This is a genomic window from Methylobacterium terricola (assembly GCF_006151805.1).
Lineage (GTDB): Bacteria > Pseudomonadota > Alphaproteobacteria > Rhizobiales > Beijerinckiaceae > Methylobacterium > Methylobacterium terricola.
Genome location: NZ_VDDA01000001.1, coordinates 758,385 through 778,530, shown reverse-complemented (window position 1 = coordinate 778,530; position 20,146 = coordinate 758,385). Strand labels below are relative to the sequence as shown.

The 20,146-nt window shown below is 69.9% G+C and carries 20 protein-coding genes; 11 read left to right on the top strand and 9 right to left on the bottom strand.

Annotated features, from left to right (window positions below):
* Positions 1-9: 9 nt before the first annotated feature.
* The 3 genes from FF100_RS03440 (at position 10) to FF100_RS03430 (ending at position 2,780) form a co-directional block, all read left to right on the top strand.
* Positions 10-846 carry an ABC transporter ATP-binding protein gene (locus FF100_RS03440; protein ID WP_246101890.1) on the top strand — a complete coding sequence of 279 codons (837 nt, stop codon included), beginning with the start codon at positions 10-12 and terminating at the stop codon, positions 844-846.
* A gap of 111 nt (positions 847-957) precedes the next feature.
* Positions 958-2,037: an MlaD family protein gene (locus FF100_RS03435; protein ID WP_139034133.1), complete on the top strand. Its 1,080-nt coding sequence runs from the start codon at positions 958-960 to the stop codon at positions 2,035-2,037.
* Between the two features lie 134 nt (positions 2,038-2,171).
* Positions 2,172-2,780: an ABC-type transport auxiliary lipoprotein family protein gene (locus FF100_RS03430; RefSeq protein WP_139034132.1), complete on the top strand. Its 609-nt coding sequence runs from the start codon at positions 2,172-2,174 to the stop codon at positions 2,778-2,780.
* A 357-nt stretch (positions 2,781-3,137) separates the two neighbouring features.
* Here FF100_RS03430 and FF100_RS03425 read toward each other — a convergent pair whose 3' ends face one another.
* From FF100_RS03425 to FF100_RS03410, 4 genes are all read right to left on the bottom strand, one after another.
* Positions 3,138-3,758: a helix-turn-helix domain-containing protein gene (locus tag FF100_RS03425; protein WP_139034131.1), complete on the bottom strand. Its 621-nt coding sequence runs from the start codon at positions 3,756-3,758 to the stop codon at positions 3,138-3,140.
* Between the two features lie 136 nt (positions 3,759-3,894).
* Positions 3,895-4,695, bottom strand: a complete 801-nt coding sequence (thiD, locus tag FF100_RS03420) for a bifunctional hydroxymethylpyrimidine kinase/phosphomethylpyrimidine kinase (protein WP_139034130.1) — start codon at positions 4,693-4,695, stop codon at positions 3,895-3,897.
* 13 nt (positions 4,696-4,708) lie between these two features.
* Positions 4,709-5,413 (bottom strand): thiamine phosphate synthase, encoded by a 705-nt coding sequence (gene thiE / locus FF100_RS03415; protein WP_139034129.1) that lies wholly within the window; start codon positions 5,411-5,413, stop codon positions 4,709-4,711.
* 132 nt (positions 5,414-5,545) lie between these two features.
* Entirely contained in the window at positions 5,546-6,529 is a 984-nt protein-coding gene (locus FF100_RS03410) for a DMT family transporter (RefSeq protein WP_139034128.1), read from the bottom strand.
* Between the two features lie 269 nt (positions 6,530-6,798).
* Here FF100_RS03410 and FF100_RS03405 point away from each other — a divergent pair, with 269 nt between their 5' ends.
* Together FF100_RS03405 and FF100_RS03400 are read left to right on the top strand one after the other, a co-directional pair.
* Positions 6,799-7,674 (top strand): UDP-2,3-diacylglucosamine diphosphatase, encoded by an 876-nt coding sequence (locus FF100_RS03405; protein WP_139034127.1) that lies wholly within the window; start codon positions 6,799-6,801, stop codon positions 7,672-7,674.
* Positions 7,671-8,771 carry a glycosyltransferase family 4 protein gene (locus FF100_RS03400; protein ID WP_139034126.1) on the top strand — a complete coding sequence of 367 codons (1,101 nt, stop codon included), beginning with the start codon at positions 7,671-7,673 and terminating at the stop codon, positions 8,769-8,771. The genes FF100_RS03405 and FF100_RS03400 overlap by 4 nt, the downstream gene beginning before the upstream one ends.
* Before the next feature lie 75 nt (positions 8,772-8,846).
* Here FF100_RS03400 and FF100_RS03395 read toward each other — a convergent pair whose 3' ends face one another.
* Positions 8,847-10,040: an MFS transporter gene (locus tag FF100_RS03395; protein ID WP_139034125.1), complete on the bottom strand. Its 1,194-nt coding sequence runs from the start codon at positions 10,038-10,040 to the stop codon at positions 8,847-8,849.
* Positions 10,041-10,144: 104 nt separating this feature from the next.
* Positions 10,145-10,588, bottom strand: coding sequence for a DUF488 domain-containing protein (locus FF100_RS03390; RefSeq protein WP_139034124.1), 444 nt, complete (start codon positions 10,586-10,588; stop codon positions 10,145-10,147).
* 211 nt (positions 10,589-10,799) lie between these two features.
* On the opposite strand from FF100_RS03390, the gene FF100_RS03385 reads away from it, so the two are divergent.
* Positions 10,800-11,651, top strand: a complete 852-nt coding sequence (locus FF100_RS03385; protein ID WP_425463277.1) for a glycoside hydrolase family 25 protein — start codon at positions 10,800-10,802, stop codon at positions 11,649-11,651.
* 205 nt (positions 11,652-11,856) lie between these two features.
* Here the strand turns inward: FF100_RS03385 and FF100_RS03380 are convergent, their stop codons facing one another.
* Positions 11,857-12,867: a 1-aminocyclopropane-1-carboxylate deaminase gene (locus FF100_RS03380; RefSeq protein ID WP_139034301.1), complete on the bottom strand. Its 1,011-nt coding sequence runs from the start codon at positions 12,865-12,867 to the stop codon at positions 11,857-11,859.
* A gap of 167 nt (positions 12,868-13,034) precedes the next feature.
* Here FF100_RS03380 and FF100_RS03375 point away from each other — a divergent pair, with 167 nt between their 5' ends.
* Positions 13,035-13,499, top strand: coding sequence for an Lrp/AsnC family transcriptional regulator (locus FF100_RS03375; RefSeq protein WP_139034122.1), 465 nt, complete (start codon positions 13,035-13,037; stop codon positions 13,497-13,499).
* A gap of 173 nt (positions 13,500-13,672) precedes the next feature.
* Here the strand turns inward: FF100_RS03375 and FF100_RS03370 are convergent, their stop codons facing one another.
* Together FF100_RS03370 and FF100_RS36870 are read right to left on the bottom strand one after the other, a co-directional pair.
* Positions 13,673-14,008 carry a hypothetical protein gene (locus tag FF100_RS03370; protein ID WP_139034121.1) on the bottom strand — a complete coding sequence of 112 codons (336 nt, stop codon included), beginning with the start codon at positions 14,006-14,008 and terminating at the stop codon, positions 13,673-13,675.
* Complete coding sequence (locus tag FF100_RS36870) at positions 14,005-14,313, bottom strand: TetR/AcrR family transcriptional regulator (RefSeq protein WP_171070022.1); 309 nt, start codon at positions 14,311-14,313, stop codon at positions 14,005-14,007. Before FF100_RS36870 ends, FF100_RS03370 begins: the two co-directional genes overlap by 4 nt.
* A gap of 168 nt (positions 14,314-14,481) precedes the next feature.
* Between FF100_RS36870 and FF100_RS03360 the strand changes: the two genes are divergently transcribed.
* The 4 genes from FF100_RS03360 to FF100_RS03345 all read left to right on the top strand — a co-directional run bounded on the left by FF100_RS03360 (position 14,482) and on the right by FF100_RS03345 (position 20,068).
* A complete protein-coding gene (locus tag FF100_RS03360; protein WP_139034119.1) occupies positions 14,482-14,787 on the top strand; it encodes a YciI family protein in 306 nt (101 codons plus the stop codon).
* A complete protein-coding gene (locus FF100_RS03355; protein ID WP_205824744.1) occupies positions 14,787-15,464 on the top strand; it encodes a DNA-3-methyladenine glycosylase I in 678 nt (225 codons plus the stop codon). The genes FF100_RS03360 and FF100_RS03355 overlap by 1 nt, the downstream gene beginning before the upstream one ends.
* Before the next feature lie 221 nt (positions 15,465-15,685).
* A complete protein-coding gene (uvrA, locus tag FF100_RS03350; protein WP_139034117.1) occupies positions 15,686-18,709 on the top strand; it encodes an excinuclease ABC subunit UvrA in 3,024 nt (1,007 codons plus the stop codon).
* Positions 18,710-19,063: 354 nt separating this feature from the next.
* Positions 19,064-20,068 carry a transporter family protein gene (locus tag FF100_RS03345; protein ID WP_139034116.1) on the top strand — a complete coding sequence of 335 codons (1,005 nt, stop codon included), beginning with the start codon at positions 19,064-19,066 and terminating at the stop codon, positions 20,066-20,068.
* Positions 20,069-20,146 lie beyond the last annotated feature (78 nt).

The following is a 20,146-nucleotide window of genomic DNA, read 5'->3' as shown; positions in this document are numbered from 1 at the left end:
GTGCGTTCCTTGCCCACGGTAAGCCCCACCCATCCGGTCCGCCCGGAGCCCGACGCGATCATCCGCGTGCGCGACCTCGTGGTCGCCTTCGGCGATCGGACGGTGCTAAAAGGCCTCAACCTCGACATCCACCGCGGCGAGATCCTGGGCTTCGTCGGGCCGTCGGGCCAGGGCAAGTCGGTGCTCACCCGCACCCTGCTCGGCCTGGTGCCGAAGCGCTCGGGCACCATCGAGGTGTTCGGCGAGGATGTCGACCGCCTCTCCCTCGCCCAGCGCCGGGTGATCGAGCGGCGCTGGGGCGTGCTGTTTCAGCAGGGGGCGCTGTTCTCGGCGCTCACCGTCAAGCAGAACATCCAGGTGCCGATGCGCGAGCACCTGAACCTTTCCGAGCGGCTGCTCGACGAGTTCGCCCGGCTCAAGATCGAGATGGTCGGCCTGAAGCCCGATGCCGCCGACAAGCTGCCCTCCGAGCTGTCCGGCGGCATGATCAAGCGCGCGGCGCTGGCCCGGGCGCTGGCCCTCGACCCCGAGGTGCTGTTTCTCGACGAGCCGACCTCCGGCCTCGACCCGATCGGCGCCGGCGAGTTCGACGAGCTGGTGGCGACCCTCCAGCGCACGCTCGGGCTGACCGTCTTCATGGTCACCCACGACCTCGACAGCCTCTACACCGCCTGCGACCGCATCGCGGCGCTCGGCGACGGCCAGATCATCGCCGAGGGGCCGATCGACGCCATGCTGGCCTCCGACCATCCGTGGCTGCGCTCCTACTTCCACGGCAAGCGCGCCCGCTCGATCGTCGTCCCCGAGACCGCCTCATCCCGCGGAATCGTGGAGGGCGTCGCCTGATGTGCGGTCCCGCACCCGCCGGCCCCGCCGCCTCGCCTAAGCGTGGCCGTCGAGGCTATGCCGCGAGGGTCCCGTCCTTCGCCCCGCACGCGTACGGAAACCGCTAACGGCATGGAAACCCGCGCCAACAACGTCCTGATCGGCGCCTTCACGCTGGCGGTGATCGCACTTGCCTTCGGCTTCGCGTTCTGGCTGCGCGGCAGCTCCGCCAACCAGGCCCGGATGCCGGTGCGCATCGTGTTCTCCGGCGGCGTCGGCGGGCTCGCCAAGGGGGCGGTCGTCACCTTCAACGGCATCCGGGTCGGCGAGGCGACCGACGTGCGGCTGCTGCCGCAGGATCCGCGCCGGGTCACGGCGACCATCGAGGTCGCCCGCGGCACGCCGCTGCGCGCCGATACCCGTGCCCGCCTCGACATGACGATGCTGACCGGCGTCGCCTCGATCGCGCTGGTCGGCGGCAGCGCCGACGCCGCCCCGCTGGCACCGACCAACAACGATCCGATCCCGACCATCTTCGCCGACGCATCGGACATCCAGGACCTGATGGCTGCGGCCCGCACCATCGCGCAGCGGGCCGACGACATGCTGCAGCGCCTCGACCGGGTGGTCGCCGGCAACGAGGGGGCGATCAACCGCACCCTGGCCAATGTCGAGCGCTTCTCGAAGACGCTGGGCGACAGCGCGCCCGCCCTCGACGCCCTGACCAAGGCGGTGGACGGCCGCAAGCTCGCCAGCCTGATCGACAATGCCGACCGGTTCTCCGCCGCGCTCGCCGCCGCCTCGCCGGACGTCCAGGCGGGAGTGAAGGACGCCCGCAGCCTCGCGGGCAAGCTCAACGCCTCCGCCGACCGGCTCGACGCGGTGCTGAAGGGGGCCGAGGGCTTCCTCGGCTCGGCCTCGGGCGATGCCGGGAAGAGCACCTTCGCCGAGGTGCGCGACGCCGCGATCTCGATCCGCGAGGCCGGGCGGGCCTTCCGCACCATGTCGGAGAACCTCGACAAGCGCACCGCCACCCTGACCTCGAGCGTCAGCCGCCTCAGCGGGGCTGGCCGGCGCGAGGTCCAGACCCTCTCGACCGACGGCCAGCGCACCCTCAACAGCCTCAACAACGCCGTGCGCAACATCGAGCGCGACCCGTCCCAGGTGATCTTCGGCGGCAAGCCGTCGTTGCCGGAATACAACGGTCGCTGACCATGTTGCCGCGCGACCTCGCTGCGGTTGCACCCGCGCGTCCGGCCGGGCGTTGTCGTCTCATGTCCGGTCAAGCTTCGGGACCCGCGTCCCGGTCTGTCCCCGTTCCGTCCGCTCTCGGTGCTCCCGCCACCATGCGCCTCACGGCTTCCTCCCCGCGTTCAGGCCTTCTGGTGCCCGGCCTCGTCGCCGCCGGCCTGGCCCTGCTCCTCGGCGCCTGCGGCAGCGGCGCGGTGCCGACGACCTTCGACCTCACCGCCCTGCCCGGGGCGGCCCGCGGCGGAGCGGCCCGGCGCTCGATCGTGGTGGCCGAGCCGGTCGGGCTCCAGCCCTTCGAGGCCGACCGGATCATCGTGCGCGAGCCGGGCGGCGCGGTCTCGTATCTCGGCGGCGGCCAATGGGCCGATCGGCTGCCGCGCCTCGTCCAGACCCGGATCATCCAGAGCCTCGAGAATGCCAACCGCCTGAAGTCGGTGAGCCGGCCCAGCGACAAGGTCGCGGCCGACACGGTGCTGATCACGGATTTGCGCGCCTTCGACATCAATGCCGGCACCCGCGAGGCGGTGGTCGACCTCTCGGCCAAGCTGGTCCAGGAGAGCAGCGGCACGGTGGTGGCCGCCCGGGTGTTTCAGGCCCGGGTGCCGGTGGCGGAGGTGAACGCCCCGGTGGCCGCGAACGGTCTCGACCGGGCGCTGTCGACGGTGCTGGTCGATCTGGTGCGGTGGATCAACGCCGGGGGGTGAGAGCCTCGCGCCGGCAGCGAGCCAGGGCACCGACCACGTCGACGCAGGCGTGAGCGCAATCCTGGAACTCGCCGAAGGCGAGGACCCGCGATCCAAAACCGCCGATGACGCACGACGCGTCGCATCGCGGCCCGCGTCACCCGGAGCCTTCAGCTATCGATCCTGGGATCCGCCGTGCGGCCCCGGCAAGACGAGAATGCGGAGATCGCGGCGACCCCGTGGCTCTCGACGCCGTCCCTCATCCCCTCGCGCCTTGGCATCGACGCGTCGATGCCAAGGCGTCCGGCGCATCGGCGCCGGCGCCCGTTCGGGCTTGCCTTGCACCGTCGAACCAATCCGTTCGACGGCGCGGCGGTATCACTCCATCACCGCCGCCTTCATGATCACCACCATGATGGCGCGGCCGGTATTGTCGCTGACGCAGCGAACGGTGTGCGGGCGGTCGCAGCGGTAGCGCAGGGTCTCGCCGGCCCGGGCCCGCTGCACCGCGCCGGCCACGTCGACCTCGAACTCGCCCTCGGTGACCGACAGGCACTCGACCGAGCCGCGCTGGTGGGCGTCGGAATCGAGCACGCCGCCGGGATCGGCCGAGAGGTCGTACCATTGCAGCCACTCGACGGTCTTGATCCAGCCGATGATCGCGAGCCGCATGCGGCCGTCGTCCGAGACCAGGATCGGCGTGTCGGCCCGCGACGACTTCTCGATGAACGGCTCCTCGTCGCCGGTGGCGAGCACCCGCTCGATCGACACGTCGAGGGCCTGGCTCAGGCGCCAGATCGTCGCCAGGGTCGGGTTGGTCTCGTTGCGCTCGATCTGGCTGATGATCGACTTCGCGACGCCGGACTGCTCGGCCAGTTCCGAGAGCGACAGGTTGTAGGCCTTGCGCAGGCGCTGAATGGTCTTGCCGAGTTGCCCCGACAACACCTGCGCCCCGGTCACCAGGTCCTTGGTGCGCTCCCGCCCCCGCTCGACGCCCATCGCCCGCCCTTGAACCCCGCTGGATCGCTGCCGGGCGTTCCGCATTCCGAACGCCCGTACGCTCCATCAAACGCAATCGCGGGATGCGCGCAAGGGTTCATGCGGCCGCGCGAGCCGATTCCGACGGGATGGCGCGTCAGATCCACCAGGCGTGGAAGTGGTGCACCGGGCCGTGGCCGTGGCCGATCCGGATCCGGTCCGAGGCGGCGAGCGCGGCGCTCAGGTAGGCCTTGGCGTCGCGCGCCGCCTCCGGCAAAGCCCGACCGCGGGCGAGCCCGGCGGCGAGGGCCGCCGAAAGGGTGCAGCCGGTGCCGTGGGTGTTGCGGGTCTCGATCCGCGGGCCGGTCAGCCGCAACGTCGCCTCGCCCGGCCCGACCAGCAGATCGACGCTCTCGGGGCCGGCGGCGTGGCCGCCCTTCATCAGCACCGCCCGGGGCCCGAGCGCCAGGAGGCGCCGTCCCTGGTCGAGCATCGCCGCCTCATCCGCGGCGATCCCCTCCCCGAGTAGCACCGCGGCTTCCGGCAGGTTCGGGGTCAGCACGGAGGCGTGGGGCAGGAGCTTCTGGCGCAACGCCTCGACGGCGTCGTCGGCGAGCAGCCGGTCGCCGCTCGTCGCCACCATCACCGGGTCGAGCACCACGGGCAGCCCGGCGCCGTGGCGGGCGAGCCCCTCGGCCACGGCAGAGATCGTCGAGGCGCGCGAGAGCATGCCGATCTTCACCGCCCGCACGTCGAGGTCGGTGAACACGCTCTCGATCTGGCGCGCGACGAAATCCGGCTCGACGTCGTGGATCGCCTGCACGCCGCGGGTGTTCTGGGCGGTGAGGGCGGTGATCACGCTGGCGCCATAGACGCCGAGGGCCGAGAAGGTCTTGAGATCGGCCTGGATGCCGGCGCCGCCGCCGGAATCCGAGCCCGCGACCGTGACGGCGATCATGTCCGGTCTCCGATCATGCCGCGCCCCTCGCGGCCAGCGCCCCGTCGACGACCCCGCGCAGGTCGCGCGCCCGCGCCTCGACGTCGCGGCCGGTGCCGAACAGGGCCGAGATCAGCGCAACTCCGTCCGCCCCGGCGCCGATCGTCGCCGCGGCGTTGCTGCGGTCGATCCCGGCGATCGCCCCGACCGGCAGGCCGGCGCCCCGGGCGAGCCGGGCCCGGAACACGATGCGATTGAGCCCGTCGAGCCCGACCGGCGGGTCCGGGTTGTTCTTGCTGGTGGTAGCGAACACCCCGCCGATGCAGGCGTAGTCGACCGGCAGGCGGTAGAGCTCGTCGGCCTGGGCGGCGCTCTTGACGGTGAGCCCGATGATCGCGTCGCGGCCGAGCAGGTGCCGCGCATCGGCCGGGTGCATGTCCTCCTGGCCGAGATGCACGCCCTCGAGGCCGGCGGCGAGCGCCAGGTCGACCCGGTCGTTCATCAGGAGCGGCACGCCGGTTCCCGCGAGCGCCTCGTGGATCCGGCGCAGGCGCGCCACGGTCGCGCGGGCGTTGGCGATCGTCTTCTCGCGGTACTGCAGCAGGGTGCAGCCGCCGGCGGCGGCCTCCGCCGCCATCCGGGCGAGATGCTCGGCATCGCCGCCGCAGACCCCGACATCGAGGAGGCCGTAGAGCCGCAGGTCCACCGGCACGGTCGCGTGGCCGCCGCCAGGAGTCACGGGTGGGCTCCCGCGTTGCGCGGGTGGAGGCGTGCGGGCATCGGGCGCTTCCCTGCTGGGCCCGCAGCCGCGGGCCGGTCGTGTCGCCCCCCGGAGTAAGGGCGAGCGCGCCGGGGCGTCAACGGTTCCGCGTCAGCCCGCCCGCGCCCCGCCCGCCGCGGCCTCGCGCGCCCGCTCCACCACCAGGCGCCGCTCGCGCCACACCACGAACACGCCCGCCGCCGCCACGATGCCGCCGCCGATCGCGATCGAGGCGGTCGGCAGCTGGCCGAACACGAACCAGCCGATCAGCACCGACCACAGCATGGTGGTGTATTCGAAGGGGGCGACCAGCGAGGCGTCGCCGTGGCGGTAGCTCTCGGTGAGCAGGATCTGGCCGATGCCGCCGAGCACGCCGACGACGAGAAACAGGGCGAGGTCGCCCCAGCCCGGCATCCGCCAGCCGAGCGCCAGGGTCGAGAGGCCGAGAAGAGAGGTGAACAGGAAGAAGTAGAGCACGATGGCGCCGGTGCGCTCGGTGCCGGTGAGCTTGCGCACCTGGATCGTGGCCGCCGCCGAGCAGGCCGCCGCCAGGATGGCGAACAGCGCGCCGGTGCTCCCGCCGCCGTTCGATCCCCCGAACTCGAGGTGAGGCGCCAGGGTGATCAGCACGCCGAGGAAGCCGACGCTGACCCCGGCCCAGCGATAGGCCTGGACCCGCTCGCCCAACACGATCGCCGCCAGCACCACGACGAGGATCGGCGAGGCGTAGCCGATCGCGACGGCGTCCGAGAGCGGCAGGAAGGACAAGCCGGCGAAGCCCGCGAACATCCCGCAGGCGCCGATGATGCTGCGCAGCACGTGGCCCCGGAGGTTCTGCGTGCGCACGGCGTCGATCACGCCGCCCTGCCAGCGCAGCCACAGGAGCAGCGGCGCGATGGCGATGAAGCAGCGGAAGAACACGATCTCGCCGGTCGGGAACCGGTCGGCCAGGGTCTTCACGCCGGCCGACATCAGCGTGAAGGCGAGCGCCGAGAGAACCTTGAGCCCGATGCCGAGATAGGGCCGGGCGGCCGCGCGGCCCGACGCGCCAGATCCAGTGACCGAACGGCCGGGGACGACGAGGGGGGCTGCCATGGGCGGGGCGCTTTTCTGACGGTCGCGGGGGACGATGCGCGGCCGCGGACAGCGCGGCGGGGCGCCGTGTCAGAACCACGAATCGTCACGGCCGAGGTAGAGGGCGGGCCGGGCGGCTGACCTGCGCGATCCGCATGGTGGATCTTAAGTCTTCCCCAACGAATCCGGGCCTGCCTCCGCGGCCGAGCATCCCTGATCCGGGCCCGCGTCATCAAAGTGATACGCGAATGGGGTTTGGCTGGCGCGAGACGCCGCCAAGGAGAATGCACGTGGCCGAGGACGCCGACGCGCTTCGCGTGCGAACCCTGTTCCTCTCGGATCTCCATCTCGGGACCAAGGGGTGCCAGGCCGATTTGCTGCTCGACTTCCTGCGGGAGGTGGATGCCGACGAGATCTACCTGGTCGGCGACATCGTCGACGGCTGGAAGCTGCGCTCGGGCTGGTACTGGCCGCAATCGCACAACGACGTGGTGCAGAAGCTTCTGCGGAAGGTGCGGAAAGGCTCCCGGCTCGTCTACGTGCCGGGCAACCACGACGAGTTCCTGCGCGACTTCCTCGACATGCATTTCGGCGGCATCGAGATCCAGGATCAGGTGCTGCACGAGGCGGCGGACGGCAAGCGCTACCTCGTCATCCACGGCGACCAGTTCGACCTCGTGGTGCGCCATGCCCGCTGGTTGGCGCTTCTCGGCGACGGCGCCTACACGGCGGCGCTGTTCGTCAACACCCACCTCAACTGGGTGCGGCGCCGGCTCGGCCTGACATACTGGTCGCTGTCGGCCTGGGCCAAGCTGAAGGTCAAGAACGCCGTCAACTTCATCGGCCGCTTCGAGGAATTCCTGATCGCCGAGGCGCGACGGGCCGAGGCCGACGGGGTGATCTGCGGGCATATCCATCACGCGGCGAGCCGCATGGTCGACGGCCTGCACTATCTCAACACCGGCGACTGGGTCGAATCCTGCACCGCGGTGGTCGAGCATTACGACGGCACGATGGAGGTGATCCGCTTCGCCGAGTGGAGCCGCGCCGAGACCGAGGCGTCGCAGCCGCTGGCCGTCCGGCCGCGCCCGGTCGTCCCGGTCGAGGAACTCGCGCCCGCCGCCCGCGCGCCCTTGCCCGCCGCCGGCACCAGGGCGGTCGCGTGAGGCTCCTCGTCGCGACCGATGCCTGGCATCCCCAGGTCAACGGCGTCGTCCGCTCGCTGGAGCACATGGTCGCGGCGGGGCGCCGGGGCGGCCACGACCCGGTGATGCTGACGCCGTTGGACTTCGCCAGCCTGCCCCTGCCGGGCTATCCCGAGATCCGGCTGTCCCTGGTCACCGCCCGCGGCGTCGCGGCCCGTTTCCCGGCGCTCGATCCCACGCACGTCCACATCGCCACCGAGGGGCCGATCGGGCTCGCCACGCGCCGGGTCTGCCTGGCGCAGGGGCGCCCGTTCACCACGAGCTACCATACCCGCTTCCCCGAATACCTCGCCGCCCGCCTGCCGGTGCCGGAGCGCTGGAGCTATGCTTGGCTGCGCCGCTTCCATGGCGCCGCGAGCGGCACGATGGTGAGCACGCCGTCGCTCGAGCGCGACCTCGCCGGGCGCGGCTTCGCGCGACTGATGCGCTGGACCCGCGGCGTCGATACCGACCTCTTCCGCCCCCGCGACGGCGACGCCCCCCCGGATGCGCTTGCCGGCCTGCCGCGGCCGTTCTTCCTGTTCGTCGGGCGGCTCGCGGTCGAGAAGAACGTCGAGGCGTTCCTGCGTCTCGATCTGCCCGGCACCAAGCTCGTCGTCGGCGACGGGCCGGACCGGGCGCGCCTCGCCGGCCTCAGCCCCGAGGCCCGCTTCCTCGGCACGCTGACCGGCGAGGCGCTCGCCCGGATCTACGCCGCCTCCGACGTCTTCGTGTTCCCGAGCCTGACCGACACCTTCGGCATCGTGCTGCTCGAGGCGCTGGCGAGCGGCTTGGCCGTCGCGGCCTATCCGGTCACCGGCCCGCTCGACGTGATCGGCGGCACGCGCGTCGGGGTTCTCGACCGCGATCTCGGCGCGGCCGCCCGCGCGGCGCTGGCGATTCCCCGGGCGGACTGCCGCGCGGAGGCCCTGCGCTACACCTGGGCGGCGAGTGCCGACCAGTTCTACGGCAATATCGAGCGGGCGCATGCGGAGGGCCCGCCGGTGCGGCGGGGGCGGTCGGGCTGGCTCAAGGCGCTGCCGGGTGAAGCGCCGCTGCCGCGGGTGGGCGAGGGTTAGTCAGCTGATCGCCCCTGCGGCCCGGGAATGACCCGCTTACGCCGTCGCCCGGATCATCACCGTTGTTCTCTCGTGTCACCCCCGCGCCGACAGCCCATGCTCTCCGCGCCCGTGCAGCAGCCGCAGGCTCGAGAACAGGCCCAGGGCGACAAGCGAGATCGCCAGGGCCAACCATAGGGCGGCGTGGGGACCGGCCCGCGTCACGAGTGCGGCGAAGATCGGCGGCGCAACCGCGAAGGAGAGGTTGAGGGGAACCGTCAGGCGCGACGCGGCCCGGGCATAGGCGCCGACGGGGAAGATCTGCAGCGGTAGGGTTGCGCGGGTGATCGCGTTGATCCCGCTGGCGACACCGTAGAGCGTGGCAAACAGCATGGTGCCGGGCAGGCCGCGGATCAGCAGCAGCACGACGAAGCTCACCGGGAACAGCGCGTAGGCGGTCAGGCCGAGGGCGAAGCCCGACCAGCGCCGGCCGCCCAGAACATCGATCAGGCGTCCCGCCCATTGGGCGAGGCCGATGAAGGACGCCGCCGTCAGCGCCTCGGCATGGTCGAGGCCCGCCGCCTCGAACAGGATGATGAAGGTGAGGGCGAACCCCCAGGTGAAGAGGCCGTTCGCCGCGAAGCTCAGGGCGAGGAGGATGAAGCACCCGCGGTCGATGGCGACGGGGGCGCTGGCTTCCGGACCGGCTCGCATCCGCGGCCGCCGCGCGAGGATGGCCCAGTGCAGCGGCACGCAGACGAGCAGCATGAGAAGGCCGTAGGCCAGCGTCGTCGCGCGCCAGCCCCATTGCGCCTCGAGCACCCCCGAGACCGGCCAGACGATCGCCGAGGTCAGGCCGCCGGCCAGGACCAGCACGCCGAGCGCCTGACGTGACTCCTCGCCAGCAATCTCGGCCACGGCGACCTGCGCCGGCGTGGTCAGCATTCCGGCGCCGGCCAGCCCGATGACGATCCACGACACGATGTAGAGCGGCAGGCCTTCGGCCACGCTCAAGGCGACGAGGCCGGCCGCGCCGAGCAGCGATCCCAGGATCATGACCGGGCGTGCGCCGCAGCGCTCGAAGATGGTTCCGAGCGGCCAGGAACCCATGGCCATGACGACGAGCATGATCGTCGGCCCCGCCATGACCAGCGGCAGCGCCAGGCCCAGATCGGCGGCCATGGCTGGGCCTGTGACCGCCGGCAACCAGAAGGTAGCGCCCCAGCCGATGATCTGCGTCAGGGAGAGGGCGGCGGCGGCGCGGGCCGTCGGCGAGCGGAGGAGCGTCACGGCACGGTCATCGGACGGGCGGAATCAACGGGAGGGACGGCGATGATGAGGCTTGGCGATCGGCTGGTCGAGGCCGACCGGGCGGCATCTCAGGTCGTTACGCCTCACGCGAACAGGTCCGTCACCGCAAACCCCCTCCCCGCCAGCCGCTCGCTCAGGATGCGCCGATGGCAGCGCTCCGGGTCGCGCTCGAAACAGAGCAGGCAGGTCGGCCCGTCCGCGGCCAGCGCCGCCAACGCGTCGAGGCCGGCCTCCCCTGCCCCGGTCTCCAGTACCTCCTCGCAGTAGATCCGCCGCATCAGCCCGGCATCGTGGGCGCGGGCCGCCTCGCGGCCGGCCTTCGGCGTGCCGAGCGCGCGTAAGTGCGCATAGGCGATCCCGGCCTCGGTCAGGCCGGCGGCGAGCGCGCTCTTCGAGAAGCCGCGCTTGCGCGAGGCCGCCACCGCCCGCACATCGGCGAGCGTCGCCACGCCGGCATCGCGCAAAGCCGCGATGAAGCGCTCGGAATCGGTGCCTTCGTACCCGATGGTAAACAGAACCTTGGCCATGCGCCGTCCCGACAAATCGCAGATCCGGCCGGGGCTTATGCCCGATGGACGAGGCCCGCGCGAGCCGCGGGCGGGGACTACGTGGCTTTCGCGCCACGCGTTTCGGAATTCCGTTCAGATCCCGTCAAGCTTCCATTAACCGGCCCCACCGCATCGAATAGCCATAGTGTTCCGCGTCAAGTCAGGTCGCGCCCCGATGCCGATGGAGTCGATGATCCCCTCCGCCCCCTGGTCCTCCGTCGCATCGCACGGGCTCCGCTGGGGCAAGCGCCTGCTGGCGGCGGCGAGCCTCGCCGCGCTCGCGGCCTGCGCCGGTGGCGGGGCCGATTTCTACCCGACCAAGGGGGACGTGAAGCCCCATCCGGGCGTCGCCAAGGCCAAGAACCACCCGATCCAGGGCATCGACGTCTCGAAGTGGCAGGGCCCGATCGACTGGACCTCGGTCAGGGGCGCCGGCACCCAGTTCGCCTACATCAAGGCGACCGAGGGCGGCGACCACGTCGACGAGCGCTTCCGCGAGAACTGGGACGGCGCCGGCCGCGCCGGGGTGCCGCGGGGCGCCTACCACTTCGTGTTCTGGTGCCGCTCGGCCAAGGACCAGATGGACTGGTTCAAGCGCAACGTCCCCAACGACCCGACCGCCCTCCCCCCGGTCCTCGACGTCGAGTGGAACGGCCATTCGCAGCTCTGCCCGAAGAAGCTGCCGAAGGCCCAGGCCCTGGCCATGACCGAGTACATGCTGCGGGAGATGGAGGCCTATACCGGCAAGCGGCCGATCATCTACACCGACATCACCTTCCACAAGGACGTGCTGGAGGGCGAGCTGCCGGATTACCCGCACTGGGTCCGCTCCACCGCCGCCGAGCCGGAGCAGCGCTACGCCAACCGCGACTGGATGCTGTGGCAGTTCACCTCGACCGGCCGGGTGCCGGGCGTGCGCGGCGACGTCGACCGCAACGCCTTCTACGGCACGCAGGCCGAATGGGCCTCGTTCCTGGCCACCGATTGCGACCCGCGGCATCATCGCCGGCTCTCGGCGGCGGGCTTGTGCACCGACAAGTGACGGCGCGGAGTTGACGACGACGAAGCCCGGCCCGCGACGAGCGGCCGGGCTTCTTCCTTTTCCGTCGGGCGTTTCTCGCCACGAGACTGAAGCACTTCGCGTCATCCCGGGGCTCGGCACAGACGAGAACCCGGGATGACGGAGCGGGTGGCAGATCCGTGGCGCGTTCGGGGCAACCGTCGGCCGCCGACCGCGCCACCTCCCCTCACCCGTTGCGGAACGTGTAGCTGTAGCCGTTCAGGGCCGGCGCGCCGCCGAGATGGGCGTAGAGCACCTTCGAGCCCTTCGGGAAGAAGCCCTTCTGCACGAGGTCGATCATACCCTGCATCGACTTGCCCTCGTAGACCGGGTCGGTGATCATCGCCTCGAGCCGGGCCGCGAGACGGATCGCCTCGACCGTCTCCTTCGACGGCACGCCGTAGACCGGATAGGCGTAATCCTCCTTGATGACCACGTCGTCCTCGGTGATCTCGCCGGCACCGACCAGGGCGGAGGTGTTGCGGGCGATCTCGAGCACCTGCGCCCGGGTCTGGGCCGGGGTGCAGGAGGCGTCGATGCCGATCACGTTGGCGGCCCGGCCGTCGGGCTTGAAGCCGACCACCATGCCGGCATGGGTCGAGCCGGTGACGGTGCAGACCACGATGTAGTCGAAGCGGAGGCCCATCTCGGCTTCCTGCTTGCGCACCTCTTCGGCGAAGCCGACATAACCGAGGCCGCCGAACTTGTGCACGGAGGCGCCGGCCGGGATCGCGTAGGGCTTGCCGCCCTTGGCCTTCACGTCCTCGATCGCCTGCTTCCAGCTGTCGCGGATACCGATGTCGAAGCCCTCGTCCACGAGCTGCGACTCCGCACCCATGATCCGCGTCAGCATGATGTTGCCGACCCGGTCGTAGACCGCGTCCTCGTGCGGCACCCAGGCTTCCTGGATCACCCGGCACTTCATGCCGATCTTGGCCGCCACCGCCGCCACCATGCGGGTGTGGTTCGATTGCACGCCGCCGATCGACACCAGGGTGTCGGCGTTCGAGGCAATCGCGTCCGGCACGATGTATTCGAGCTTGCGCAGCTTGTTGCCGCCGTAGGCCAAGCCCGAATTGCAGTCCTCGCGCTTGGCGTAGATCTCGACCTCGCCGCCGAGATGCGCGGTCAGCCGCGGCAGGTGCTCGATCGGGGTCGGCCCGAAGGTCAGGGGGTAGCGCTCGAACTGCGACAGCATCGAAGGAATCATCGCCGGGGTCCTGTGTGGAAGCCGGTTCCAAGCTACCAGGGGATCGATGGAAGGTGCTCCCGAAATCAGGCGATCTTCGACCGTTCTCGCGCGTGAAGGCGCGGCCGATGTGTTAGAGGGAACCATATCAGGGCCTCCGAATGGAAGGATCTCTCATGGCTGCCGGGCTCGACCGCATCGACCTGAAAATTCTTCGGGCGCTGCAAGAGGATGGACGGATCGGCAATGCCGAGCTGGCGAAACGCGTCAACACCAGCCCGGCGACCTGCCACCGCCGCACCCAGCGGCTGTTCGACGAGGGGTATTTGCGCGGCGTGCGCGGCGTGGTGGCACCGGACAAGGTCGGGCGCGGCTCGCTGGTTCTGGTCGGCGTGGTCCTCGACCGCTCGACCCCCGAGAGCTTTTCCGCCTTCGAGGCGGCGGCGCTCGCCATGCCGAAAGTGCTCGACTGCCACCTCGTCGCCGGCGATTTCGACTACTTCCTCAAGATCCGCGTCTCCGACATCGCCGACTTCAACCGGCTGCACAGCGAGACCCTGATCGCCCTGCCGGAGGTTCGCCAGACCCGGACCTTCTTCGTCATGAAGGAGGTGATCGACAACGCTCCCTTGAGCCTGTGACGCCGTTCGTCGCGCGGCCCGATCCATCCTTCGCCCGGGTGGAACGGCGCTGGCAGCAGAACGAGCAGATATCGCAAAGCTGGCCACCGGTCTTCCGACGAAATCTGCGACGAGAACAAGAACCTGAACGGACGACGCGTGGGCCTGCCAATGCAGGTCCGCTTCGGCGTCGATCAAGCGTCAGTCCCTTGCGGTCGGAGCCGCTGCTGCGCGACGAGCGCCTCGGCAGCCCAGACCAGCGACCGTCCGATACCGTCGGCACCGCCGCCGTGAGTCTGGCTGATCGCATAGGCGCCCTCGACGAGGAGCATCAGGCCATCGGCTAACAAGCGCGGATCATGCACCTGCAGCGCTTCGGCGAGACGGCGGAAGCGCTCCCGTAGAACCGCTTTCGTGTCCCGCGCCACCTGTCGCCCGGGATGGTCCGTGTCGGCGAACTCGGCGCAGAAATTGATGAAGGGGCATCCCCGATAACCTGACCCCGTCGTGCGCTCGACCAGGAAGGTCATGATGGCCCGCAATTTCTGATCCGGATCGTCATACTGGTCGAACGTCGCATCCCAGTGCTCGATGAAACGCCGACCCCGCTCTTGTAGATAGGCAAGTCTTGTAGATAGGCAAGAACAAGATCGTCTTTCGACGGAAAGTTCCGGTAGAGGCTGATCTTGGTGACCCCGGCGTCCTTGACGATGGATTCGACGCCGACTGAGCGAATGCCCTCACGATAGAACCGGTCGGTTGCGACCGCAAAGACCTTGTCGCGGGCCCGCGGCGATGACGGCCCCTGTTCCCGGCCGCTCGGGGAGCGCTTCATCCAGTTCCTCCTGCGTTGACATGTGACCGACCGGTTCGCACCACATCGAGGCCGGGCTTTGCCACGGCTGACAGGTCGCTGGGGCCCTGTCGAAACGGTCCGCGTCGCGCTGTCAGCCTCAATGACCACCCTCGCGGTGGACCGAATTCTCCATTCGGGAGGAGTCGGATGAAGCATTTCATCATCGAGGCGACGTACCTCGTTCCGTTCGATGCCATCCTTCCCTGGGTCGCGCGTCATCGCGAAATCCTGAGGCAAGGCTATGATCGAGGGGGGCTCCTGTGCTCCGGGCCGAAGGATCCACCCGTCGGCGGGTACCTTGTCGCGCGGGCCGAAACGCGGGCCGACCTCGAGAGCTTATTCGAGGCGGAGCCCTTTTACGTCAACGGCGTCGCCCGGTTCACCTTCACGGAGTTTCAGCCGGTCATGCGGCAGGACTGGTGCGAGCACTGGTTTAGCGGCGAGTCGCGGTGATGCGCCCCTTCTCGGCGATCTTGGCCGATGCGGCGGCGCTCAAGGGGGGCGACGCCATTCTGGAGGAGAGGATCGGCCAGGTTCAGCCGCTGTCGCGCGACCACCTCGCCAACCTTCCGGATCACCGCATCCTGGCGGAGATGACGCGGCGCATCTTCAGTGCGGGCTTCTCCGCGACGGTCGTCGCTGCGAAATGGTCGTCCTTCGAGGCCGCGTTCGCGACATTCGATCCCCGTGCCTGTGCGGCGCTGACCGATGACCGCATCACGGGCCTGGCCGCGAATCCGGACATCGTCCGCAATCGCGCCAAGATCGCCGCGATTCCCGTCAACGCGGCGTTTCTCCTGGCGCTGGCCCGGGAGCATGGCTCGGCGGCCCGGTTCGTCGCCGACCGGCCCGAGAGCGACCTCGTCGGCTTGCTGCGGCTCTTCAAGGAGCGCGGTCGTCATCTCGGTGGCGATACAGGGATGCGCGTCCTGCGGGCGATCGGCAAGCCGACCTTCATCACCACCAAGGATGTCGTCGCAGCCCTCACCCGCGAGGGCGTCCTCACGCGTCCCCCGAGCGGAGCGCGCGATCTGGCTCTGGTCCAGCGCGCGTTCAATCACTGGTCCACGGAGACGGGGCGCAATTTCACCGAGATCAGCCGTATCCTCGCGTTCAGCGTCCCGCCATGAGCGAGCGTTCGAGGCGGGAGGTTGCCGCTGTACGCAGTTTGTTCTAATCGTTAACGCAGACTGTCCCGGAGCCTTGGCCCGGGAGCCCCATCTGGTTATCCGCAGGGCCGGCCCCATCTGGTCACCCGTACGGTCGACGGGGTTCCCGGCAGCACGGGCTCCCGGCCGGTCCCCGGTCCCACCAAGCCTGGCCGCGCCGCGGCGGCTCGGAGCCTCCCTGCATGGCCTCTCTCGACAAGCTCTTCGACCGTTCCGCGGAGGGCCGCGTGATCGCGGTGCGGGGCGCCCGCGAGCACAACCTGAAGAACGTCGACCTGACGATCCCGCGCGACAAGCTGGTGGTGTTCACCGGGCTGTCGGGATCGGGCAAGTCGTCGCTCGCGTTCGACACCATCTATGCCGAGGGCCAGCGCCGCTACGTCGAATCGCTCTCGGCCTATGCGCGCCAGTTCCTCGAGATGATGGCGAAGCCGGACGTCGACCAGATCGACGGGCTGTCGCCGGCGATCTCGATCGAGCAGAAGACCACCTCGAAGAACCCGCGCTCGACGGTCGGTACCGTCACGGAGATCTACGACTACATGCGCCTCCTGTGGGCGCGGGTCGGCATCCCCTACTCGCCGGCCACCGGCCTGCCGATCGAGAGCCAGACCGTCAGCCAGATGGTCGACCGGGTGCTGGCGCTGCCGGAGAAGACCCGGCTCTACCTGCTCGCCCCCGTGGTGCGCGGCCGCAAGGGCGAGTACCGCAAGGAGATCGCCGAGTTCCAGAAGAAGGGCTTCCAGCGCCTGCGCATCGACGGCGAGTACTACGCCATCGACGACGTGCCGAAGCTCGACAAGAAGCTCAAGCACGACATCGACGTGGTGGTCGACCGGATCGTGGTGCGGGCCGACATGGCCTCGCGGCTGGCCGATTCGTTCGAGACGGCGCTGGAGCTCGCCGACGGCATCGCGGTCGTCACGTTCGCCGATCGGCCCGAGGAGGGCGAGGCGCCGGAACCGATCACCTTCTCGTCGCGCTTCGCCTGCCCGGTCTCCGGCTTCACGATCCCCGAGATCGAGCCCCGGCTGTTCTCGTTCAACAACCCGTTCGGTGCCTGCCCGACCTGCGGCGGCATCGGCCACGAGATGCGGATCGACCCGACGCTGGTCATCGCCGACGAGGCCCTGAGCCTGTCGCGCGGCGCCATCGCGCCGTGGGCGAAATCGACCTCGCCCTATTACGGCCAGACCCTGGAGGCCCTGGCGAAGCATTACCGCTTCCGCACCGACACGCCCTGGGCCAAGCTCACCGAGGCGGCGCGCCAGGTCGTGCTGTACGGCTCGGACGGCGACGACATCCGCTTCGCCTACAATGACGGCCTGCGGGCCTACGAGGTCTCGAAGCCGTTCGAGGGCGTGATCCCGAACCTGGAGCGGCGCTACAAGGAGACCGACAGCGACGCGGCGCGGGAAGACATCGGCCGGTTCATGGGCGAGACGCCGTGCTCGGCCTGCGGCGGCAAGCGGCTGAAGCCCGAGGCGCTGGCGGTGAAGATCGCCGGCTCCGACATCGGCGACGCCACGATTCTGTCGGTGCGCGACGCCCATCGCTGGTTCGGCGAGCTGCCGGAGCATCTCACCCCGAAGCAGAACGAGATCGCGGTCCGCATCCTCAAGGAGATCCGCGACCGGCTGACCTTCCTGGTCGATGTCGGCCTCGAATACCTGACGCTCGCCCGCGGCTCGGGCTCGCTGTCGGGCGGCGAGAGCCAGCGCATCCGGCTGGCCTCCCAGATCGGCTCGGGGCTGACCGGCGTTCTGTACGTCCTCGACGAGCCCTCGATCGGCCTGCACCAGCGCGACAACGAGCGCCTGCTCGGCACGCTGAAGCGCCTGCGCGACCTCGGCAACTCGGTGATCGTGGTCGAGCACGACGAGGACGCGATCCTCCAGGCCGATTACGTCGTCGATGTCGGCCCCGGCGCCGGCATCCATGGCGGGCAGATCGTGGCGCAGGGCACGCCGTCCGAGCTCCTGGCCGATCCGAACTCGCTCACCGCGCAATACCTCACCGGCGCCCTGTCGGTGCGGGTGCCGAAGATGCGCCGGAAGGCCAAGACGACGCCTGCCGCCACCAAGGGCGGGCTCCCGGCGCCGCAGATGCTGCGCCTCGTCGGCGCGCGGGGCAACAACCTGAAGGACGTGACCGCCGAGATCCCGCTCGGCACCTTCACCTGCATCGCCGGGGTGTCGGGCGGCGGCAAGTCGACGCTGATCGTCGACACGCTCTACAAGGCGGTGGCGCGCAAGCTCAACGGCGCTCTGGAGCACCCGGCCCCCCACGACCGCATCGAGGGGCTGGAGCATCTCGACAAGGTCATCGACATCGACCAGTCGCCGATCGGCCGCACGCCGCGCTCGAACCCGGCGACCTATATCGGCGCCTTCACGCCGATCCGCGACTGGTTCGCCGGCCTGCCCGAGGCCAAGGCGCGCGGCTACCAGCCCGGCCGGTTCTCGTTCAACGTCAAGGGCGGCCGCTGCGAGGCCTGCTCCGGCGACGGCGTCATCAAGATCGAGATGCACTTCCTGCCGGACGTCTACGTCACCTGCGACGTCTGCAAGGGCAAGCGCTACGACCGCGAGACCCTGGAGGTGAAGTACCGCGAGCGCTCGATCGCCGACGTGCTCGACATGACGGTCGAGGAGGCGGCCGAGCTGTTCAAGGCCGTGCCGGCGATCCGCGAGAAGCTCGAGACCCTGGCCCGGGTCGGCCTCGGCTATGTCCGCGTCGGCCAGCAGGCCACCACCCTGTCCGGCGGCGAGGCGCAGCGGGTGAAGCTGTCGAAGGAGCTGTCGAAGCGCGCCACCGGCCGCACCCTGTACATCCTCGACGAGCCGACCACCGGCCTGCACTTCCACGACGTCGCCAAGCTGATGGAGGTGCTGCACGAGCTGGTCGACCAGGGCAACAGCGTCGTGGTGATCGAGCACAACCTCGAGGTCATCAAGACCGCCGACTGGGTGATCGACATGGGCCCCGAGGGCGGCGACGGCGGCGGCACCATCGTGGCGCAAGGAACGCCGGAGGACATTGCCGCCTCGGACGCGAGCCATACCGGCCGTTTCCTGCGCGAGGTCCTGGCCCGGCGGCCGGCATCCAAGACGGGGAGCAAGTCCGGGGCCAAATCGGGGACCAAGCCGGCCGCCGGCTCGGTCCGCCCGCGCAAGACGGCCGCGAGCCGGCAAGCCGCCGAGTAGCTTCAGGCCGGAAACACCCACGAAGCTTGACCGCACGGGGGCGAAAGCGACCTGTGCGGCGCAGCAAGCCGGGTTTTTCCGTCCGATTTCTCCGCTTGTACCACCAAGGTACAAAGCGGCGGCTGCATGACAAAAATGCGTCATTTGCGCAACGCCCCGGCGTGGTGTGCCTCTCGAGCGAGCAAAGCGCTGGCATTCCGGTCGCGTTTGGAAGACGATCGTCGCTGTTCAGACTGTGTCGTCGGGCGGGGGCCGGGCGCGTTCCAGTCCGGTCGAAGCGCGCGACGACGACGCGCCGATCGGATTGCGGAATGTGCGAGTTCCTGCCCTGAATACGCTAGGGAAGGAAAACTCATGGGCAAGTATTGGCTGGCCGCGGGGGCGGCTGCCCTGTCGCTGTGCGCGTCCGCGACGGTGTCCTACGCGCAGACCACGACGGTGCCGGGCGAGCAGGTCGGCCTCGCCATCGGCGCGCCGCTGCCGGAAGGCGTCTACGCGATCAACACCTTCACCTATCGCAGCCCCGACGGTCCGAACCTCACTTCGACCGACACCGCGGTCAACGTCCCGGTTCTGGTCTGGTCGACCCCGTGGAAGGTCCTCGGCGCCCGCTTCGAGGCCGTGGTCGCCCCGCCGACCGTGTTCACCTTCTCCCGGACCGCCGGCGGTCGCGACACCAGCATCAATGTCGGGACGTTCCTCGGCGGTATCTTCGCCTGGGATCTCGGCAACAATGTCGGCGTCAGCTACCTCGCCGGCGTGTACCTGAACGAGCTGAATGCCGGGCGTGGCGGCGGCCTGCCGATCCTGGCGTCCAACACCTACCGCCAGGGCTTCGGCATCAGCTATACCGGTGACGGCTGGAACATCACCGCCAACCTCACCTACAACTTCTACGACACGCCGGCCCGCTTCGGCGGCCGCAACGGCATCCCGGGCTTCTACGGCAGCCAGTTCCCGACCGACGCCCTCAACCTCGACCTGACCGCGACCAAGAAGTTCGGCAAGTTCGAGATCGGCGCCATCGGCTACGGCACGACCAACCTGCCGAATCGCGGCCAGCTGCCCCAAGCGGCGCCGTGCAACGGCAACTTCGCCACCTGCGGCACGGTGGTGGGCGGGGGCGGCGGCCGCTTCGCCCTCGGCGGCCTCGTCGGCTACGATTTCGGCAAGTTCTCGGTTCAGGCCTGGATCGCCCGCGACGTCGCCACCTCGGCCCGCCAGATCTCGCCGGTCACCGGCCTGGCGACCAACCGCGAGGCCTACTCGACCGAGGGCTGGTTCCGCGTCATCGCTCCGCTCTACACCGTCGCGGCGGCGGCCGAGCCGGCTCCGGTTCCCCTCGTGCGCAAGTACTGAGCGCACGATACACATCTCGAGACCTCTCTTCTCCGCCCGGCTCCCCGAGCCGGGCTTTCTTTATGGCCGGTCGGTCTC

Bases quoted from the DNA above. Each gene is read 5' to 3' on its own strand.
- FF100_RS03435 (WP_139034133.1), top strand. From the start codon at position 958: ATGGAAACCCGCGCCAACAACGTCCTGATCGGCGCCTTCACGCTGGCG.
- FF100_RS03410 (WP_139034128.1), bottom strand. From the start codon at position 6,529: ATGGCAGCCCCCCTCGTCGTCCCCGGCCGTTCGGTCACTGGATCTGGC.
- thiD (WP_139034130.1), bottom strand. From the start codon at position 4,695: ATGATCGCCGTCACGGTCGCGGGCTCGGATTCCGGCGGCGGCGCCGGC.
- FF100_RS03430 (WP_139034132.1), top strand. From the start codon at position 2,172: ATGCGCCTCACGGCTTCCTCCCCGCGTTCAGGCCTTCTGGTGCCCGGC.
- FF100_RS03345 (WP_139034116.1), top strand. From the start codon at position 19,064: ATGGGCAAGTATTGGCTGGCCGCGGGGGCGGCTGCCCTGTCGCTGTGC.
- FF100_RS03375 (WP_139034122.1), top strand. From the start codon at position 13,035: ATGGCTGCCGGGCTCGACCGCATCGACCTGAAAATTCTTCGGGCGCTG.
- FF100_RS03380 (WP_139034301.1), bottom strand. From the start codon at position 12,867: ATGCTGTCGCAGTTCGAGCGCTACCCCCTGACCTTCGGGCCGACCCCG.
- FF100_RS03360 (WP_139034119.1), top strand. From the start codon at position 14,482: ATGAAGCATTTCATCATCGAGGCGACGTACCTCGTTCCGTTCGATGCC.
- FF100_RS03355 (WP_205824744.1), top strand. From the start codon at position 14,787: ATGCGCCCCTTCTCGGCGATCTTGGCCGATGCGGCGGCGCTCAAGGGG.
- FF100_RS03385 (WP_425463277.1), top strand. From the start codon at position 10,800: ATGATCCCCTCCGCCCCCTGGTCCTCCGTCGCATCGCACGGGCTCCGC.
- FF100_RS03390 (WP_139034124.1), bottom strand. From the start codon at position 10,588: ATGGCCAAGGTTCTGTTTACCATCGGGTACGAAGGCACCGATTCCGAG.
- FF100_RS03425 (WP_139034131.1), bottom strand. From the start codon at position 3,758: ATGGGCGTCGAGCGGGGGCGGGAGCGCACCAAGGACCTGGTGACCGGG.
- FF100_RS03370 (WP_139034121.1), bottom strand. From the start codon at position 14,008: ATGACCTTCCTGGTCGAGCGCACGACGGGGTCAGGTTATCGGGGATGC.
- FF100_RS36870 (WP_171070022.1), bottom strand. From the start codon at position 14,313: ATGAAGCGCTCCCCGAGCGGCCGGGAACAGGGGCCGTCATCGCCGCGG.
- uvrA (WP_139034117.1), top strand. From the start codon at position 15,686: ATGGCCTCTCTCGACAAGCTCTTCGACCGTTCCGCGGAGGGCCGCGTG.